Here is a 17,733-nt window from a genome sequence, read left to right as displayed (position 1 = left end):
GTGAAATTCGGAGTAAGCCATGACTGACCACGCCTTCAGCGCTGATGAACGGGCTGCGGTCTACCGCGCCATCGCCGAGCGCCGCGACATGCGCCATTTCTGCGGCGGGTCGGTGGCGCCCGAGTTGCTGGCGCGTTTGCTGGAAGCGGCGCATCAGGCGCCCAGCGTCGGCCTGATGCAGCCTTGGCGGTTTATCCGCATCAGTGACCGGGCTTTGCGCGGGCAAATTCAGGCGCAGGTCGAGGCTGAGCGTGTGCGCACCGCCGAAGCCCTGGGTGAGCGTTCCGATGACTTCATGAAGCTCAAGGTCGAGGGCATCAACGATTGCGCCGAAGTGCTGGTGGCCGCATTGATGGATGATCGCGAGAAACACATCTTCGGCCGCCGGACGCTGCCGGAAATGGACATGGCGTCTTTGTCCTGCGCGATCCAGAATCTGTGGCTGGCTGCCCGCGCCGAAGGGCTGGGCATGGGCTGGGTGTCGCTGTTCGAGCCACAGGCGCTGGCCGATCTGCTGCACATGCCTGAAGGCTCCAAGCCCTTGGCGATTCTGTGTCTGGGGCCGGTCGAAGGCTTTTACCCGGCGCCGATGCTGGTGCTCGAAGGCTGGGCCCAGGCACGCCCGTTGCAAGAACTGGTTTTTGAGAACACATGGGGAGTGGCGACATGAGTGGGGCGGTATGAGCGTGGCGTTGTTGAGTGTCGCCGGGGTGGCGCTGGATGCGCTGCTGGGCGAGCCGAAACGAAACCACCCGCTGGTGGCGTTCGGCGGTTTTGCCGAGCGTATAGAGCAGCGTTTCAACGCGGGCGGCCGTGGCTGGCGCAGCCATGGCGTCACGGCCTGGTTCATCGCCGTCGTGCCGCTGACCCTGCTGGCGACCCTGCTGAGCTGGTTGCCCTACGTCGGCTGGCTGGTCGAAGTGCTGGCGCTGTACTGCGCGCTGGGTCTGCGCAGCCTGGGCGAACACGTCGAACCCGTGGCCCAGGCGCTGCGCGCCAATAATCTGGAACAGGCCCGCCAGCGCGTGGGCTATCTGGTCAGCCGCCAGACCAGCGAACTGGACGCCACCCAGGTCGCCCGCGCGGCCACCGAATCGGTGCTGGAAAACGGCAGTGATGCGGTGTTCGCGGCAATCTTCTGGTTCGCCGTGCTCGGCGCGCCGGGCCTGGTGCTGTATCGCCTGAGCAATACGCTGGACGCCATGTGGGGCTATCGCAACGAGCGCTTCGAGCGCTTTGGCTGGGCCGCGGCGAAGATCGACGACCTGCTCAACTATATTCCTGCTCGCCTGGTGGCGCTGACCTACGCGCTGCTGGGCAAAACCCGCCTGGCGCTGCGCTGCTGGCGCACCCAGGCACCGAAATGGGACAGCCCCAACGCAGGCCCCGTGATGGCGGCCGGCGCCGGAGCGCTGGGCGTCGAGCTGGGCGGGGCGGCGATTTATCACGGCGAGCTGCATCAACGTCCACAACTGGGCGAAGGCGTGCCGGCCGACGCCGATTCCATCGATCGTGGCTGGCAACTGGTGCAGCGCGGCGTTTGGCTGTGGTTGCTGATTCTGTGTCTGGGGACTGAATTCTATGCTTGAGCACGGCGGGCGGTTGCGGGGCGCGATCGCTAAGTACGGGATCGAGGAAGCCGAATGGCTCGACCTGTCCAGCGGCATCTCGCCGTGGTCCTGGCCGATTCCGTCGATCCCTGAGTCGGCCTGGGCGCGGCTGCCGGAAACCGACGACGGGCTGGAGCAGGCGGCGCGTACTTACTACGGCGCCGCAGATGTGCTGCCGGTGGCCGGCTCGCAAGCCGCGATCCAGGCGCTGCCGCGTTTGCGTCAGGCGGGCAAGGTCGGCGTGCTGTCGCCGTGTTATGCCGAACACGCCGAGGCCTGGCGCAGCAACGGCTTTCTGGTGCGTGAAGTGCTGGAGCATGAAATCGAGCTGTTCATCGACGTGCTCGACGTGCTGGTGGTGGTCAACCCGAACAACCCCACGGGCCTGAGCCTGACCCCGACGCGCCTGCTGGAGTGGCACGCGCGGCTGGCCCAGCGCGGTGGCTGGCTGGTGGTGGACGAAGCCTTCATGGACAACACGCCCGCGCAAAGCCTGGCCGCCGAAACCGAGCGCCCGGGGCTGATCGTATTGCGCTCGTTCGGCAAGTTCTTTGGCCTGGCGGGTGTGCGGCTGGGCTTCGTGCTGGCCGAGTCGCGCTTTCTCAAAGTGCTGGCGCGGCAGATCGGCCCGTGGTCGGTCAGTGGGCCGACGCGGATTCTCGGTCAGGCGTGCCTGAACGATGTCGAAGGCCATCGCGCGCAATGCCTGCGCACCGAACAGGCCAGCCAGCGCCTGGCCGAGTTGCTGACTCGCCATGGCCTGGCACCCCATGGCGGCTGCGCGCTGTTTCAGTGGCTGATCACGCCACGCGCCGCCGAGCTGCACGAATTCTGCGCGCAACGGGGCGTTCTGCTGCGCATCTTCACTGCCAACAGCAGCCTGCGTTTTGGTCTGCCTCGCGACGAAGTTCATTGGCAGAAACTGGAGCGGGTGTTGAGCGAATTCCCCCGGGAGGACGCATGACAGCCACTGGCAAAACGCTCATGGTGCAGGGCACGACTTCTGACGCTGGCAAGAGCACGCTGGTGACCGCGCTGTGCCGCTGGCTCACCCGTCAGGGCGTGCGCACCGTGCCGTTCAAGCCGCAGAACATGGCGCTCAACAGCGCAGTCACTGCCGACGGCGGCGAAATCGGCCGCGCCCAGGCGGTTCAGGCGCAGGCCTGCGGGCTGGAACCCCACACCGACATGAACCCGGTGCTGCTCAAGCCCAACAGCGACACGGGCGCGCAGGTGATCATTCACGGCCGCGCGGTCACCACCATGAACGCGGTCGCCTATCACGACTACAAGGCCATCGCCATGCAGGCCGTGCTCGCCTCGCACAAGCGGCTGAGCGAAGGCTGGCCGGTGGTGATGGTCGAAGGCGCGGGCTCGCCGGCGGAAATCAATCTGCGTGCCGGTGACATCGCCAACATGGGCTTCGCCGAAGCGGTGGATTGCCCGGTACTGCTGGTGGCCGACATCAATCGCGGCGGCGTCTTCGCTCATTTGGTAGGCACGCTGGAGCTGCTGTCGCCCAGCGAGCAGGCTCGGGTCAAAGGCTTCATCATCAACCGTTTTCGCGGTGACATCGCCCTGCTGCAGCCGGGCCTGGACTGGCTGGAGCAGCGCACCGGCAAACCGGTGGTCGGCGTGCTCCCTTATGTGATGGACCTGCATCTGGAGGCCGAGGACGGCCTCGATCAGCGCCAGACCGACAAGGCCGAGCGCGTGTTGAACGTGGTGGTGCCGGTGTTGCCGCGCATCAGCAATCACACCGATTTCGATCCGTTGCGCCTGCACCCGCAGGTCAATCTGCAATTCATCGGGCCGGGCCAGGCGATTCCGCCCGCCGACCTGATCATCCTGCCGGGCTCCAAGAGCGTGCGCAGCGACCTCACTTACCTGCGCGCCAATGGCTGGAAAACCGCCATCCAGCGCCACCTGCGCTACGGCGGCAAGGTGCTGGGCATTTGCGGCGGCCTGCAGATGCTCGGCGAACAACTTCACGATCCGCTGGGCCTTGAAGGCGCGGCCGGTTCCAGCCCGGGGCTCGGGCTGCTGGCCATGAGCACGGTGTTGGAGAAGGAAAAACAGCTGCGCAATGTCAGTGGGCGACTGACGCTGGAGGACGCCGACGTGATCGGTTACGAGATTCACGCAGGCGTGACCACCGGACCCGCGCTGGAAAACCCGCTGGTGCAACTGAGCGATGGCCGTTGCGATGGCGCCTGTAGCGCCGATGGCCAGGTGCTGGGCACCTATCTGCACGGCCTGTTCGAAAACCCAGCGTCGAGCAGCGCCCTGTTGCGCTGGGCCGGTCTTGAAGACGTGCAGCAGGTGGATTACCACGCCTTGCGCGAACGCGACATCGAACGGCTGGCCGACCTGGTGGAGAAACACCTGGACGGCAAACTGCTCCGCGAACTCTGCGGGCTGGAGAACGCCTGATGCTGCAATTGATCCTCGGCGGTGCCCGCTCCGGCAAAAGCCGCCTTGCGGAACGGCTGGCCAGCGAAAGCGGGCTGGATGTACTTTACATCGCCACCAGCCAACCGCTGGATGGTGAAATGAACGAACGGGTGGCGCAGCACCGCGCGCGTCGCCCGGACAGTTGGGCGCTGGTCGAAGAACCGGTGGAGCTGGCCCGCGTGTTGAAGCAAAACGCGGCAGAAGGCCGCTGCCTGCTGGTGGACTGCCTGACACTGTGGCTGACCAATCTGCTGATGCTGGATGATCAGCCGCGACTGGCGCAGGAGCGCGATGCATTACTCGAATGCCTGGCGACCTTGCCGGGCGAAATCATCTTCGTCAGCAACGAAACCGGGCTGGGCGTGGTGCCCCTCGGCGAGCTGACCCGTCGTTATGTCGATGAAGCCGGCTGGCTGCATCAGGCGCTGGCCGAACGCTGCCAGCGCGTGGTGTTCACGGTCGCCGGCCTGCCCATGACTCTCAAAGGATCCGCACTATGAGCAATGCCTGGTGGCTCGCGCCTGCCCAAGCAATCAACCCTGACATCAGCGAACAAGCGCTGGCCCGTCAGCAGCAACTGACCAAACCTGCCGGGTCGTTGGGCCAGCTGGAAGCGGTCGCGGTGCAACTGGCGGCGCTGCAAGGGCAAGTCAAACCCAAGGTCGACAAGGTCTGGATTTCGATCTTCGCCGGCGACCATGGCGTGGTCGAAGAGGGCGTCTCAGCCTACCCGCAGGCGGTCACCGGGCAGATGTTGCACAACTTCATCATGGGCGGCGCGGCGATCAGCGTGCTGGCCCGACAGTTGTCGGCGCAACTGGATGTGGTCGACCTGGGCACCGTGGCGCCGCTGAACTTGCCGGGTGTGCGCCATCTGAGCCTGGGCGCTGGCACCGCCAACTTCGCCAAGGGCGAGGCGATGACCGATGAGCAGCTGCAAGGCGCACTGGCAGGCGGGCGCGACAGCGTATTGCGGGCCAAGGCCGCTGGCACCGAGCTGTTTATCGGCGGTGAGATGGGCATCGGCAACACCACGGCGGCCAGCGCGGTGGCGTGCTCGCTGCTCGGCTGCCCGGCGCCGCTGCTGGTCGGACCGGGCACAGGGCTGGATGCGCAAGGGGTCAATCACAAGGCTCGGGTCATCGAGCAGGCGCTGCAACTGCACGCTGCGCAAAAGGGCGATGCGCTGGGCAGCCTGCGAGCCTTGGGTGGTTTCGAAGTGGCAGCGCTGGTCGGCGCTTATCTGGCCTGCGCACAGGAAGGCATTGCCGTGCTGGTCGACGGCTTCATTTGCACTGTAGCCGCGCTGGTGGCCGTGCGCATCAACCCGTCGTGCCGGCCATGGCTGTTCTTCGGCCATCGCGGCGCCGAGCCGGGCCATCGGCATGTGCTGGAAACCTTGCAGACCGAACCGCTGCTGGAACTGGGCCTGCGCTTGGGTGAGGGCAGCGGTGCGGCGCTGGCGGTGCCGTTGCTGCGTCTGGCCTGTGAGTTGCACAACGGCATGGCGACCTTCGCCGAAGCCGCTGTGGCGGATCGCCCGGCATGACACTGCGTCTGGACCTGCTGCGCCATGGCGAGACCGAGTTCGGTGGTGGCCTGCGCGGCAGCCTCGACGACGCCCTGACCGACATCGGCTGGCAGCAGATGCGTGCGGCGGTGGCCGAGCTGGCTCTTGAATCGCCGTGGGAGCGGATTGTCAGTTCGCCTTTGCAGCGCTGTGCGCGGTTTGCCGAGGAACTCGCTTCGGGCCTGTCGCTGCCATTGCAACTGGAGTCGGATCTTCAGGAGCTGCATTTCGGCCACTGGGAAGGCATTGGCACCGCGCAATTGATGGAGACCGACGCCGAAGGTCTGGGTCGTTTCTGGGAGGATCCCTACGCGTTCACCCCGCCTAACGGCGAGCCGGTGCTGGCCTTTGCGTCGCGGGTGCTGGGGGCGGTCGAACGCCTGCAGCAGGCTCACGACGGCGAACGAATCCTGCTGATCAGCCACGGCGGCGCCATGCGCCTGCTGCTGGCTCAGGCCCGCGGCTTGCCCCGCGAGCAACTGCTGCAAGTGGTGGTCGGCCATGGCGGGTTGTTTGGCCTGACCGTCGCAGCTGATGGTCAACTGACGGAGGTCTGAATGCTGCCGTTCTGGATCGCCCTGCAATTTCTGAGCAGCCTGCCGATACGCCTGCCGGGCATGCCTGCGCCCCAGGCGTTGGGCCGCTCGCTGCTGTTCTATCCGCTGGTGGGCGTGCTGTTCGGCTCGCTGCTGATGGCGCTGAACCTGATTCTTCAGGGCGCGCCGCTGTTTCTGCACGCAGCGCTGCTGCTGGCCGCCTGGGTGCTGCTCAGCGGCGGCTTGCACCTGGACGGCCTGGCCGACAGCGCCGACGCCTGGCTGGGCGGCTTTGGTGACCGCGAACGCACCCTGACCATCATGAAAGATCCGCGCAGCGGACCGATCGCGGTGGTGACGCTGGTCATCGTGCTGCTGCTCAAGTTCACCGCGCTGCTGGCGTTGGTCGAAACTCATCACAGTATCTGGCTGCTGTTGGCGCCAGTGATTGGCCGCGCGGCGCTGCTGGGGTTGTTCATCAATACGCCCTATGTACGCGCTGGTGGCTTGGGGCAGGCACTGGCCGACCACTTGCCGCGCAGCATCGGGGTTCAGGTGCTGGGCGTGACGGCCCTGGGTTGTGTGCTGGTGGCGGGCTGGGCGGGTGTCTGGGCTCTGCTGATGGCCGCACTAGGGTTCTTCTGGCTGCGCCATCTGATGATCCGGCGCCTGGGCGGGACCACCGGTGACACTGCCGGGGCGATGCTGGAGTTGCTGGAGATGTTGGTGCTGGTAGGTCTGGCGTTGATGTAAGTCCCGTAGCAGCACGGCTTGCCGGCGGGGCGTTCTCAGGATCGCTCCCGCTGGCAAGCCATGCTGCTACGTTGGAACGTGGTAACTCTGGATACGCTAGGCATCTGGCGTATCTGGGAGTAGCGTGTGGTTCTGTCCCCCGCTTTCTTGCCTTGAATGGATGCCGCCATGAAAACCCGCTGGATTTGCCTTCCTGTGCTTTTGCTCGGTATGAGCGGGGTGGTGCTCGCTGCCGATTGCCCGCCGCTGTTGCAGGGTGAACTGCCCAAGCTTCGGGCCAAGCAGGATATCGATCTGTGCAAGCAGTTTGCGGGCAAGCCGATGGTGGTGGTGAACACGGCGAGCCACTGTGGTTTCGCGCCGCAGTTCAAGGGGCTGGAGGCGCTCAATCAGCGGTTCAGGGGGCAGGGACTGGAGGTGTTGGGCGTGCCGTCCGATGACTTCAAGCAGGAGGCCGATGACACGGCCGAGACGGCCAAGGTTTGTTATGTGAATTACGGGGTGACCTTCACCATGACTGATCCTCAGCCGGTACGGGGTTCGGATGCGATTCATCTGTTCAAGGTGCTGGCCGAGCAGAGCAATGCGCCGCGGTGGAATTTCTATAAATATGTGGTGGATCGCAAGGGGAACGTGATTGCCAGTTTTTCCAGCATGACCAAGCCGGATGATCCTGAGTTGGTTTCGGCGGTTGAGAGGGCTATTGCTTCGAAGCCCTGATGTTCGTGGGGTTTGTGTTTGTTAACGTGAAAAGCAGATTTTTGTTGGCTCGCGGAGTTGTGGGCATATCCGTTTCTTCGGTCACGGCGGCTTATGGTTCCGCCCTTACGGCGGGTCACTTTCGAAAAGCGCGAAAGTAACCAAAGCGCTTTTGCTCCTGGTTTGGGTCCTCCTTCGTCGGACTTCCTTCATTCCGGTCCCGTTCCGTGGGCCCGGCGCGAATGGGCCATCCATGGCCCCGCGCCTCGCGCGGCATCCTGCCGCTTGGCCCACTCCACGAGACCTCCATTCAGCCTGCACCCAAGTCGCGTTTGGCGGCGCCTGTGAGATTTGCGTACGAAGATCAAAAGCCAGATCAAATGCCAGATCAAAAGCACGACACCCGCCCGTAGCAGCACGGCTTGCCGGCGGGGACGTCCGCAAGATCGCTCCCGCCGGCAAGCCGTGCTGCTACGGGGAGGATGTGGTGTTTGCGTACACAAATCTTACAGACACCACAAATTGCGACTTTGGGAGGCCGAGTGGAGGCGTTGCGCAGTGGGCCAAGCGGCAGGATGCCGCGCGAGGCGCGGGGCCATGGATAGCCCATTCGCGCCGGGCCCACGGAGCAATGCCGGAAGGAGGGAACCCGGCGAAGCCGGGCCGGACAGGGAGCGTAGACCCTTGGTTACTTGGGGTCATCAAGTAACTCGACGAAGTCGAAACAGGTCTGGCGTTAGCCGGAACGCACTTGATCTTGAATCTGGCGTTAGCCAGAACCAGAGAAAGCCGCCACCCCACAGGAAATGGATCAATCCCCGTTCGAAAAAAGAAAAACCCCGCATCCATCGCTGTCTGCGGGGCTCTCTGGTATGGCGAACCGGTGTCGGCCGGTTCCGCCAACGGCATCAGAAGCGGTAGGTCAGGCCCAGGCCGAAACCGTTAGCGCTGTTGTCGTACTTGGACGAGTAACGCTGGCCCAGTGCGTTGGTACGGTTCACCTTGACGGTTTCCTCATCCAGATAGGAGTAGGCAACGTCGATGGTGATGTCGTCAGTCGGACTGTAGCCAGCGCCGATGCTGAAGATCGTACGGTCGCCGGTCGGGATGCGTGGCGAGCGGTCGGTGTTGTTGGCCGGCGACTGATCGAATGTCAGACCGGTACGCAGCACCCACTGCTTGTTCAGCTGGTAGGAAGTACCCAGCGCGTAGGCCCAGGTGTCATGCCAGTTCTGCTCTTCGCTGATGGTGCTGACCAGCGTCGGCGCTGCGGCACCCCCTGCGCGTGTCACGCCGGAGTTACGCACGGTAATGTCCTGCAGACGGCTCCAGCGCGTCCAGGTGGCACCGGCGTAGAGTTTCCAGTCGTCGGTCATGCTCTGAGTGACCGAGAAGTCCACGGATTCCGGTGTATCCAGGCTCAGCTTGCCGTCGTAGCGGCCTGCGCCCAGTACGGTGGCCGGTACGCCAGCACCCGGGGTGACTTCGGTATGACCGTCGAGCTTGTAGGTGACTTTGGAGTGGTAAGTCAGACCCAGGCTGGTGCTGTCGGTGGCCTGTACCAGCACGCCTGCGTTGAAGCCGTAACCCACGTCATCGCCCTTGACCTGCACGCGGCCATCGCCGGTACGGGCGCCCAGCAGCGGGCTCACGTTCAGGGCCGATTCCAGAACGCCGGAGATGCGGTTGATGGTAGGACCGAAACCGATGGAAACCTTGTCGTTGAAGGCGTAGCTGACAGTCGGCTGGAAGGTCACGACCTTGACCATGCTCTTGCTGCCGAAGTTGCGGCCCTGGAAGCTGCTTTCGTAGTCGGTCACCAGGCCGAAAGGCGCGTAGACACCTAGACCGAATGCCCAGTGGTCATCGATCGGGTTGACGTAAAAGCCCATGGGCACGGCAGTGAATGGAACCATGTCGCCTTTGTTGGTACCGGTGGTGGTACCGCTGGCGTCTTTGATGTCAGTCTTGGCGTCGATCGCGGCCACGCCCACAGTCACTTGCTGGCGTTTGAGGCGCGACATGCCTGCCGGGTTGCCGTAGACGGTGCTGGCATCGTCGGCAGAAGACGAACGACCCGCGAAACCGGTCCCCATGCCACTGATGCTCTGCTCGTTCAGAGCAAAACCGGAAGCGAAGATCTGGGTGGAGGCGAGAGTGATGGCGAGACTGAGGCTGGATTTGATCATTGTTTTTTTCATTGTTAGAACTCCTTGTTGATCACCGCGCGAAAATTACCAACATTTTTCATAACGCGCTATAGGCTGGATCACCCGAGATAGAGCAGTTTTTGTAGGACAATCCGGGGAAAACTGTCGCGATCTTCAGCGAAACCGCTGAGTCACAAAATGGCCGGTTCGGCCTGAAATAAAGGGCGAACCGAGGTTTGCCAGGCCGTGGTGAAATCCATCAGACGGCCCTGAGGTTGAAATATCCTGCGCCAAATACGCGCCATCCCCATGACGTCGTTGTCGGCAGGAAGCGAGTAGCGGCTGGCCTCGACCATCATCCAGGCGATGGCCGTGGAATAACGCAGATTGACCGTCAGCTCGATGTCGGGCCCTGTGAGAAAGGCATGCTGGCTGGCCAGGCCGCGAACCAGGCTGGCAAGGTCGGGATCCTTGGCCAGGTAGCCGTCCCAGAGCTGGTAATGCAGCGTATCGGAGATGCCGTAGAGGCCGTGGCCGCGCTGGCTGTCGAGCTCGGCACCCAGTGCCGACTGGCTCGCGGCAACGCCCAGCAGAAAGCTTTCGGCTCCGGGATGGTGGCGGCCGAGATAGATCAGCGTGGGGCGGATCACATAACGGCACAATTCACTGGCAGCGATTCCCATAACACCCTCGGGAAGTTCATGAGCCGGCAGACCCTGGTGCTTGGCAGCGGTGATGGAATCGGGTCCACCGGAAGCGGCTCAGACCGCTTGAGTTGAAGCGTAGTCTCATATTCGCGATGTAAAGGGCTGTTTTTAAAATATTTCCCGATTTCCATTCCTGTCCATATAGCGGGCGGCAATTAGCCCGTACAGATTTTCATAAGGAAAACAGGCACAAAAAAGCCCCGCCTTTTCAGGGCGGGGCCTGGGTGCCTGGGTATTTCGCCGACGAACGGTATCAGGCGGTCAGCGCCTGACGCGTCCGGTCGATCACAGCCTGCAGAGGTTCGGGGCTGGAGTACTGATCGGGATACAGGCGCTCACTGTGACGGGCGATGCCGTGTTCGTTGACGACGGTGAAGCTGAAGCAGCCTTTGCGCGCGGCCATGATCAGGCAGTTCATCGGCGCGAAGGCGTTGGTGAGGGTGCGGATGGCATCCTGGGTCTGAATGTGATTAGTCATGTTTACGGTGTTCCTGAATCGACACGCAATAGAGGCGTGCAAAATAAAATCGTTCCAGATCAACGCGGGCCGATGCTCGAATGCGAGTCAGGGCTGGGCGCAGAACCTGTCTGGAACACAAGCAGCCAGTGTGAGCGCATTTATCGTGTGGCGCTGGGCTAGCTGGTAGGTACTTCGGAGGGCAGGCGACACAACAGGAGCAAAGGTTCGATGCTCAAGGTGAGGATCCTGATCAATTTGCAGGCTGGTTTGAGCAGGCCACATGAGACTCGACGCCTGCAAATAGGGGGCAGTGCGTGAGTGAGTGTCTGGAAACCATCGAGGTGGTCGATCCCTTTTTCTGACCCGTCTGCTCAACCGGCAGACTGTGATCGGGGATTTGTTCGACCAGAATTGACTTTCAGCTTGGTACTAACGGCGCGTATTGTACTTGAATCGTCAGCATTTGCAAGAACGGATTTGCGCCGTTTGTCAATCGGATTTGCGCGCGATCGTCCATTGCAACCGTTCAGCTGTGATTCAGCCCACAGGCCACACAGTAAGTTTGTGGTGCAGGAGATGGCGATTTGCCGGGTTTTCCCGGAACAAGAGCGCAAAACGCATTTTTCCACAGGGCTTTATAGCGATTGGAAATTGACTTGTGCACATTAACGCGATTAGCTGCCATCTCACTGTCACATTCCGTCCTAAGCGCTTGTTTTCAGGTGGCGAAATATTAAGTCAATGAAAATCATCGCTTTTTTTTGTTGGTGAAAAAATCGTCAGTTTGAACGCAGGCCCCATTCTGCCTGCGTTTGCGGGGGTTAAAGCGTCGTTGTCCACTGAGTTATCCACAGCTTCTGTGGATTGTCCCAAGCGCTTGCTCTAGTACGCACCTTTCACCTTTGTACTACGCTTTTTTCCTTCCCTCTCAAACGCGCAATCAGAATCTGACGCCAGCCCAGCTTCTGCGCATAATGCCGCCAGCGCTTTTGTGAGTTGAGTTGGGGAAATTTATGGCTTTGGACCTCACCAGCCTGTTGCTGGGATTGGGGGCGGCGGCCTTGCCGCTGCTGGGGTTGGCGTGGCAACTGCAACGCCGGGTTGCACAACGGGAGGCCGAGGCCGCGCTGCAGGACGAGCGCCTGAGTAACGCGCAGCTGGCCCAGGACGGCCTCAACGCGCAGCTGGACGCCTGCCGCGACGAAATCAGCGATCTGGGGCAGGCCAACACGATGAAACAGGCCGACCTTGCCGCGCTGCGCCGTGAAGCCGAACTGTTGCGTCACCAGCAGGAGGTTGCACGTCAGGCCCAGGAAGAATGGGGCCAGGAGCGCAGCTACAAAGAGTCGGAACTGCGTCGCCTGGATGCGCAATGCGCCTCGCTTAGCGCCGAGCTGCGCGAGCAGCAGGAAAGTCACCAGCAGCGTCTGAACGATCTGCAAGGCTCTCGCGATGAGCTGCGTGCGCAGTTCGCCGAGCTTGCCGGCAAGATCTTCGACGAGCGTGAGCAACGCTTCGCCGAAACCAGCCAGCAGCAATTGGGGCAGTTGCTCAATCCGCTGAAGGAGCGCATCCAGTCCTTTGAAAAACGCGTGGAAGAAAGCTACCAGCAGGAAGCCCGCGAGCGCTTCTCGCTGGGCAAGGAGCTCGAGCGCCTGCAACAGCTCAATCAGCGTCTGAGCGATGAAGCGACCAACCTGACCCGCGCGCTCAAGGGCCAGAAAACCCAGGGCAACTGGGGTGAGTTGATCCTGGAACGGGTGCTGGAACACGCGGGCTTGGAGAAGGGGCGTGAGTACCAGACCCAGGTCAGCCTCAAGGGCCCGGATGGCGAGCGCTTCCAGCCCGATGTGCTGATCATGCTGCCGGGCGACAAGCAGGTGGTGGTCGACGCCAAGGTCAGCCTGACCGCCTACCAGCAGTTTGTTTCGACCGATGACACGGTGATCGCCCAGGCGGCGCTCAAGCAGCACGTGCATTCGCTGCGCAGCCACGTCAAAGGCTTGTCCGGCAAGGATTACAAGCGCCTGGAAGGGCTGCACAGCCTGGACCTGGTCTTGCTGTTCGTGCCGATCGAGGCGGCGTTTTCCGCAGCGCTTCAGGCTGAGCCTGCGATGTTCCAGGAGGCCTTCGACCGCAATATCGTGATCGTCAGCCCGACCACCTTGCTGGCCACCTTGCGGGTCATCGACAGCCTGTGGAAACAGGAGCGCCAGAGCCAGAACGCCCGGGAAATCGCCGAGCGGGCAGGGTGGCTGTACGACAAGTTCGTGCTGTTCATTCAGGATCTGGACGAGGTCGGCAGCCGCTTGCAGCAGCTGGACAAGGCCTATGGCGCAGCGCGCAACAAGCTGGTCGAGGGACGCGGCAATCTGGTCAGCCGCAGCGAGCAACTCAAGCTGCTGGGCGCGCGGGCCAGCAAGAACCTGCCAACTGATCTGCTCGAACGCGCGATGACCGATGAGGACGGGTTGCTCCAACTGCCGGAATGAGCGGATCAACCTGTAGGAGCGAATTCATTCGCGAAAATCGTCCAGGCGACATCGCTATATCGCCTGGAGCAAAGCATCGCGAATGAATTCGCTCCTACAGCTGTGCACCATTTGTTGTTGTATACATTTTCTAATGCACTGTTCTCAGGCATTGCTGCACTGAGAGCGGGCGTCATTCGGCGCTTTTCCTCTGATTCTTTCCTGTCGTTGTGCTGCTTATGCTCCCCTGAAAGCCGCTATTCAGAGCTATTTTGACGGCGTCTGACGGCTGATGGCACGCATTCTGCCTGTTAGTTCGTATACAACCCATGCAGGTTCCCGTACGCAGTCAGCGATCGGGAGCCGCGTTCGTCCGATCAGGGAGAAATGCGATGACCGAACCTTTGCCCAAGGGATACAGCTCTCGACTCTATAACCAGGACCTGGGGCCGCTGCCGCAGAAGTGGAGCTGGTACAACATTTTCGCGTTCTGGATGAGCGATGTGCACAGCGTGGGTGGCTACGTGTTCGCCGCGAGCCTGTTCGCCCTCGGGCTGGCCAGTTGGCAGGTGTTGATTGCGCTGCTGGTGGGCATTTGCATCATTCAGCTGATTGCCAACCTACTGGCCAAGCCGAGCCAGCAGGCGGCCGTTCCCTATCCGGTGATCTGCCGGCTGGCATTCGGCGTGTTCGGCGCGAACATTCCGGCGGTGATTCGCGGGCTGATTGCGGTCGCTTGGTATGGGGTCCAGACCTATCTCGCATCCAGTGCTTTGATCATCGTGGTCCTGCGATTTTTCCCACAGATGTCGGTTTACGCCGAACCCCATTTCGCCGGTCTGTCCTACCTTGGCTGGTTCGGTTTCCTTGCGTTGTGGCTGGTGCAGGCCGCAGTGTTCTGGACCGGCATGGACTCGATCCGCCGCTTCATCGACTGGGCGGGGCCGGTGGTCTACGCGGTGATGTTTCTCTTGGCCGGCTGGATCGTCTGGAAAGCCGGCTGGGCCAATATCAGCTTCACCCTGTCGGAAAAATCCCTGACCGGCTGGGAAGCGGTGTCCCAGGTGATCATGGCGACGGCGCTGGTGGTGTCGTACTTTTCCGGTCCTACGCTCAACTTCGGCGATTTCAGCCGTTACTGCAGGAGCATGTCCGAAGTGCGTCGCGGCAATTTCTGGGGCTTGCCGGTCAACTTTCTGGCCTTTTCGCTGGTCACCGTGGTGATCGTTTCGGGCACCTTGCCGGTGTTCGGTGAAATGCTCCATGACCCAATCGCCACGGTTGCGCGCATCGACAATGACGTCGCAGTGCTGCTCGGCGCCTTCGCTTTCGTGACCGCGACCATCGGCATCAACATCGTGGCCAATTTCGTCTCGCCAGCCTTCGACTTCGCCAACGTGGCACCGAGCAAGATCAGCTGGCGCGTGGGCGGCATGATCGCCGCAGTGGCCTCGATCTTCATCACGCCATGGAATCTGTTCAACAACCCGCAGGTGATCCACTACACCCTCGATGTGCTGGCCGCCTTCATCGGCCCGCTGTTCGGCATCCTGTTGGTGGACTACTACCTGATCAAGAAGCAGCAGATCGACGTCGACGCGCTGTTCAATGATGGCCCGACGGGGCGTTACTGGTACAGCGGCGGCGTTAACTACACCGCCGTGAAGGCGCTGGTGCTGGCGACCCTGGCGGGCATTGCGATCACCTTTGTTCCAGCGTTGCAGTCGATGGCCAACTTCGCCTGGTTCACCGGTTGTCTGCTGGGCGGCGCGTTCTTCTATCTGTTCGCCCGCCGCAGCCAGGCCCACGAAGGTCTCACGCTGGCGCCAGCGGTTTCGGGCTGAAATCCGCAAGGGAGTGAGCCGCCGTTGGTCGGGTAAATCCACGGTTAATGGCGGTTTGAAATGTCTTTACATAAAGAAGGAAAAAATTTGTGCCGCGACACTCGGTAGCAGGCGTAAAGTGCGACTTAGCACTATGATCTGCGTTAAGCGGACCAGAAGTTGGCTGCCGGCATTTCCCTGAAGGGGGCGTTATATGAACAGCAAATTGCAAGAATGGCTTCACGATGTGGGCGTTGCGCTGGGTTTGATCGAACGGCCGAAGCTGCAACCCATTCCCGTGCGCACCGATGATGACGAGCGTCGTCGCCCTCGTCGCTGAGGATCGCAGCAAGGCTTGACGGCTTTCACCGGATTGAAAGCGCAGTCGTCACTGCAGTAGCAAGTCCAGCGGTGCTATCGCCCGATAGCCCGCTTCGTCTTTTCCCGCCTGTTGCAACCTGCGCAACAGCTTCTTTTCAGTCACTCCCCAGACAGAAATCGAACGCATCTGCGTTCAATGATTCTTGCGTCCTTTCATCTGCACCAGAATCAGGTCCACCAGCCCTTGCAGGGTCAGCTCGTGATAAGCCGAATGCTCTGGCAAATGAGAAATGTCCGATTTGATTCGACTCGGCAGCACGATGTTGAAGTCGCTTTGCAGCTCGGAAAAGAACTGGGCAAAGTCTTCTTCGTCCAGCACCAGCTCACTGAGCATGGCGTCGTCCTTTTCCTGGATGAGGGATTTGTCGACGAGGATTTTCCCGAGTGTATCGAGAACGTGCTGTTTGACTTCAATGCGGTCCATGACAAGCCTCGGCTGTGACGTGTTCGAAAATCACCCCGACTGCGTGAAAACAGAGGATTGTCGTGCGACAGCAGGCCTGCGATTCCCTCCCTGAGAACAACGTCGTAGCGGCCTCATGGCGCGCTGCTGTCCCGATTAAGGCTAGCCCAGTTTTATCTGCGGTGACTGCCCCACGGACGAGGAATATTTGTAACCGGACACAAAAAAGGACGCCCGAAGGCGCCCTTGATCTGTTTCGCAACTGTTACAGCACCATCACGCCACGCTGGTAGTGGGCACGCGCTGTGGCGAGACCAGGCTGACCACCACAAAGCTGATCAGACCGACCGCCAGGCTGTAGTAGATCGGCGTGTTGGCGTCCAGGCCGTCCTTGAACATGAACACCAGCGCGGTGACGAAACCCAGTGCCATGCTGCTGATGGCCCCGGCGGTGGTCGCACGTTTCCAGTAGATCGCGCCAATCAGCGGGATCAGCATGCCGCCCACCAACAGGTTGTACGCCAGGGTCAGGGCGCTGATCACGTCGTTGACCACCAGCGCGATGCCCAGCACCACGATGCCGGTCAAGGCAGTGAACAGGCGGTTGAGGCCCAGGCTCGACTGTTTGCCGCCGCGCAGCTTGGGCAGCAAATCTTCGGTCAGGGTGGTGGAGGCCGCCAGCAGGCCGGCGCTGGCCGTCGACATCATGGCCGCCAGTGCCGCGGCGATGACCAGGCCGCGAATGCCGTCCGGCAAGGCAGCTTTGACGATGGCGGCGAAGGCGGTGTTGGCGTTGCTCAGGTCAGGCAGCAGCACATGCGCGGCCATACCGATCAGTGCGCACACCAGGCCGTAGGCAATGCAGTAGACACCGGCCACGGAACCCGCGTACTTGGCGACTTTTTCGGTGCGCGCGGTAAACACGCGCTGCCAGATGTCTTGGCCGATCAGGATGCCGAAGAAGTAGATCAGGAAGTAGGTGATGATGGTGTCCCAGCCGATGGTGGTCCAGCTGAAGCTCGCCGCCGGCAGCTTGGCCACCAGGGCGTCCCAGCCACCGACGCGGTACATGCAGATTGGCAGCAGGATGAACATCAGGCCCACGGTCTTGATGATGAACTGCACGATGTCGGTCAGGGTCAGCGACCACATGCCGCCGATGGTCGAGTAGATCACCACCACGCCGCCGCCCAGCACCACCGACATCCAGAACGGCAGGTCGAACAGCACCTGCATCACGGTGCCGATGGCCAGGATCGAGGTCACGCCGATCATCAGCGCGTAGGCCAGCATGATCACCGCGCTGGCCTGACGGGCCATCGGGTTGTAACGCTTTTCCAGGATCTGGGTGACGGTGAAGATCCGCAGTTTGAGCAGCGGTTTGGCGAGGAACAGGTTCAGGGCAATGATGCCCACGCCCAGTGCCGCGCAGAGCCAGAAGCCCGAGATGCCGTGCACGTAGCCCAGGCGTACGGTGCCGACGGTGGAAGCGCCGCCCAGCACGGTGGCGGCCATGGTGCCCATGTACAGGCTCGGGCCCAGGTTGCGCCCGGCGACCAGGTAGTCTTCGTGGGTCTTGGCCTTGCGCATGCCGTACCAGCCCAGCACCAGCATGCCGGCCGCGTAGATCAGCACGACGAAAATATCTAAAGCCATGGAGTGTCTCCAATCATTGTTTTTATAAGTGTTGAAACAGGTATTGAGCCGGGCGCCGAT

The 17,733-nt window shown here is 61.8% G+C and carries 17 protein-coding genes; 12 read left to right on the top strand and 5 right to left on the bottom strand.

Going from position 1 to position 17,733, the window contains the following annotated elements; genetic code table 11:
• Positions 1-19 precede the first annotated feature (19 nt).
• The 9 genes from bluB (at position 20) to AC1MEK_RS03020 (ending at position 7,643) form a co-directional block, all read left to right on the top strand.
• On the top strand, positions 20-670 hold the full coding sequence (gene bluB / locus AC1MEK_RS03060; protein ID WP_480394797.1) for a 5,6-dimethylbenzimidazole synthase: 651 nt from the start codon (positions 20-22) through the stop codon (positions 668-670).
• Positions 671-680: 10 nt separating this feature from the next.
• The gene (gene cbiB, locus AC1MEK_RS03055; RefSeq protein ID WP_480394796.1) at positions 681-1,589 is read left to right on the top strand and encodes an adenosylcobinamide-phosphate synthase CbiB; all 909 of its coding nucleotides are present in this window, start codon (positions 681-683) and stop codon (positions 1,587-1,589) included.
• A complete protein-coding gene (gene cobD / locus AC1MEK_RS03050; protein ID WP_480394795.1) occupies positions 1,582-2,574 on the top strand; it encodes a threonine-phosphate decarboxylase CobD in 993 nt (330 codons plus the stop codon). Before cbiB ends, cobD begins: the two co-directional genes overlap by 8 nt.
• Positions 2,571-4,043, top strand: coding sequence for a cobyric acid synthase (locus AC1MEK_RS03045; RefSeq protein WP_480394794.1), 1,473 nt, complete (start codon positions 2,571-2,573; stop codon positions 4,041-4,043). Before cobD ends, AC1MEK_RS03045 begins: the two co-directional genes overlap by 4 nt.
• A complete protein-coding gene (gene cobU / locus AC1MEK_RS03040) occupies positions 4,043-4,564 on the top strand; it encodes a bifunctional adenosylcobinamide kinase/adenosylcobinamide-phosphate guanylyltransferase (RefSeq protein ID WP_480394793.1) in 522 nt (173 codons plus the stop codon). Before AC1MEK_RS03045 ends, cobU begins: the two co-directional genes overlap by 1 nt.
• Positions 4,561-5,613: a nicotinate-nucleotide--dimethylbenzimidazole phosphoribosyltransferase gene (gene cobT, locus AC1MEK_RS03035; protein ID WP_480394792.1), complete on the top strand. Its 1,053-nt coding sequence runs from the start codon at positions 4,561-4,563 to the stop codon at positions 5,611-5,613. The genes cobU and cobT overlap by 4 nt, the downstream gene beginning before the upstream one ends.
• Positions 5,610-6,191, top strand: a complete 582-nt coding sequence (gene cobC, locus AC1MEK_RS03030) for an alpha-ribazole phosphatase family protein (protein WP_480394791.1) — start codon at positions 5,610-5,612, stop codon at positions 6,189-6,191. Before cobT ends, cobC begins: the two co-directional genes overlap by 4 nt.
• Entirely contained in the window at positions 6,192-6,923 is a 732-nt protein-coding gene (locus AC1MEK_RS03025; RefSeq protein ID WP_480394790.1) for an adenosylcobinamide-GDP ribazoletransferase, read from the top strand.
• 168 nt (positions 6,924-7,091) lie between these two features.
• Positions 7,092-7,643, top strand: a complete 552-nt coding sequence (locus AC1MEK_RS03020) for a glutathione peroxidase (protein WP_480394789.1) — start codon at positions 7,092-7,094, stop codon at positions 7,641-7,643.
• Between the two features lie 887 nt (positions 7,644-8,530).
• Here AC1MEK_RS03020 and AC1MEK_RS03015 read toward each other — a convergent pair.
• The 3 genes from AC1MEK_RS03015 to AC1MEK_RS03005 all read right to left on the bottom strand — a co-directional run bounded on the left by AC1MEK_RS03015 (position 8,531) and on the right by AC1MEK_RS03005 (position 10,957).
• A complete protein-coding gene (locus AC1MEK_RS03015) occupies positions 8,531-9,823 on the bottom strand; it encodes an OmpP1/FadL family transporter (protein WP_480394788.1) in 1,293 nt (430 codons plus the stop codon).
• Positions 9,824-9,963: 140 nt separating this feature from the next.
• A complete protein-coding gene (locus AC1MEK_RS03010; RefSeq protein WP_480394787.1) occupies positions 9,964-10,455 on the bottom strand; it encodes a hypothetical protein in 492 nt (163 codons plus the stop codon).
• A 277-nt stretch (positions 10,456-10,732) separates the two neighbouring features.
• Positions 10,733-10,957, bottom strand: a complete 225-nt coding sequence (locus AC1MEK_RS03005; RefSeq protein ID WP_480394786.1) for a hypothetical protein — start codon at positions 10,955-10,957, stop codon at positions 10,733-10,735.
• Between the two features lie 1,109 nt (positions 10,958-12,066).
• Between AC1MEK_RS03005 and AC1MEK_RS03000 the strand changes: the two genes are divergently transcribed.
• The 3 genes from AC1MEK_RS03000 to AC1MEK_RS02990 all read left to right on the top strand — a co-directional run bounded on the left by AC1MEK_RS03000 (position 12,067) and on the right by AC1MEK_RS02990 (position 15,573).
• The gene (locus AC1MEK_RS03000) at positions 12,067-13,431 is read left to right on the top strand and encodes a DNA recombination protein RmuC (protein WP_480395257.1); all 1,365 of its coding nucleotides are present in this window, start codon (positions 12,067-12,069) and stop codon (positions 13,429-13,431) included.
• 371 nt (positions 13,432-13,802) lie between these two features.
• Complete coding sequence (locus AC1MEK_RS02995; protein WP_480394785.1) at positions 13,803-15,254, top strand: NCS1 family nucleobase:cation symporter-1; 1,452 nt, start codon at positions 13,803-13,805, stop codon at positions 15,252-15,254.
• Positions 15,255-15,447: 193 nt separating this feature from the next.
• Positions 15,448-15,573: a PA1414 family protein gene (locus AC1MEK_RS02990; protein ID WP_256601618.1), complete on the top strand. Its 126-nt coding sequence runs from the start codon at positions 15,448-15,450 to the stop codon at positions 15,571-15,573.
• A 174-nt stretch (positions 15,574-15,747) separates the two neighbouring features.
• Here AC1MEK_RS02990 and AC1MEK_RS02985 read toward each other — a convergent pair whose 3' ends face one another.
• Together AC1MEK_RS02985 and AC1MEK_RS02980 are read right to left on the bottom strand one after the other, a co-directional pair.
• Complete coding sequence (locus AC1MEK_RS02985; protein WP_480394784.1) at positions 15,748-16,038, bottom strand: hypothetical protein; 291 nt, start codon at positions 16,036-16,038, stop codon at positions 15,748-15,750.
• Positions 16,039-16,293: 255 nt separating this feature from the next.
• Complete coding sequence (locus tag AC1MEK_RS02980; RefSeq protein WP_480394783.1) at positions 16,294-17,673, bottom strand: sodium:solute symporter family protein; 1,380 nt, start codon at positions 17,671-17,673, stop codon at positions 16,294-16,296.
• Between the last annotated feature and the right edge of the window lie 60 nt (positions 17,674-17,733).

This window comes from Pseudomonas sp. 2, assembly GCF_056627435.1.
Note: the sequence above shows the minus strand (reverse complement) of the source record. Positions and strands in the feature narration are given on the sequence as shown.

What these genes read in the sequence shown, in the direction of transcription:
- bluB (WP_480394797.1), top strand. Translation starts at nt 20, where the DNA reads ATGACTGACCACGCCTTCAGCGCTGATGAACGGGCTGCGGTCTACCGC.
- cbiB (WP_480394796.1), top strand. Translation starts at nt 681, where the DNA reads ATGAGCGTGGCGTTGTTGAGTGTCGCCGGGGTGGCGCTGGATGCGCTG.
- cobD (WP_480394795.1), top strand. Translation starts at nt 1,582, where the DNA reads ATGCTTGAGCACGGCGGGCGGTTGCGGGGCGCGATCGCTAAGTACGGG.
- AC1MEK_RS03045 (WP_480394794.1), top strand. Translation starts at nt 2,571, where the DNA reads ATGACAGCCACTGGCAAAACGCTCATGGTGCAGGGCACGACTTCTGAC.
- cobU (WP_480394793.1), top strand. Translation starts at nt 4,043, where the DNA reads ATGCTGCAATTGATCCTCGGCGGTGCCCGCTCCGGCAAAAGCCGCCTT.
- cobT (WP_480394792.1), top strand. Translation starts at nt 4,561, where the DNA reads ATGAGCAATGCCTGGTGGCTCGCGCCTGCCCAAGCAATCAACCCTGAC.
- cobC (WP_480394791.1), top strand. Translation starts at nt 5,610, where the DNA reads ATGACACTGCGTCTGGACCTGCTGCGCCATGGCGAGACCGAGTTCGGT.
- AC1MEK_RS03025 (WP_480394790.1), top strand. Translation starts at nt 6,192, where the DNA reads ATGCTGCCGTTCTGGATCGCCCTGCAATTTCTGAGCAGCCTGCCGATA.
- AC1MEK_RS03020 (WP_480394789.1), top strand. Translation starts at nt 7,092, where the DNA reads ATGAAAACCCGCTGGATTTGCCTTCCTGTGCTTTTGCTCGGTATGAGC.
- AC1MEK_RS03015 (WP_480394788.1), bottom strand. Translation starts at nt 9,823, where the DNA reads ATGAAAAAAACAATGATCAAATCCAGCCTCAGTCTCGCCATCACTCTC.
- AC1MEK_RS03010 (WP_480394787.1), bottom strand. Translation starts at nt 10,455, where the DNA reads ATGGGAATCGCTGCCAGTGAATTGTGCCGTTATGTGATCCGCCCCACG.
- AC1MEK_RS03005 (WP_480394786.1), bottom strand. Translation starts at nt 10,957, where the DNA reads ATGACTAATCACATTCAGACCCAGGATGCCATCCGCACCCTCACCAAC.
- AC1MEK_RS02995 (WP_480394785.1), top strand. Translation starts at nt 13,803, where the DNA reads ATGACCGAACCTTTGCCCAAGGGATACAGCTCTCGACTCTATAACCAG.
- AC1MEK_RS02990 (WP_256601618.1), top strand. Translation starts at nt 15,448, where the DNA reads ATGAACAGCAAATTGCAAGAATGGCTTCACGATGTGGGCGTTGCGCTG.
- AC1MEK_RS02985 (WP_480394784.1), bottom strand. Translation starts at nt 16,038, where the DNA reads ATGGACCGCATTGAAGTCAAACAGCACGTTCTCGATACACTCGGGAAA.
- AC1MEK_RS02980 (WP_480394783.1), bottom strand. Translation starts at nt 17,673, where the DNA reads ATGGCTTTAGATATTTTCGTCGTGCTGATCTACGCGGCCGGCATGCTG.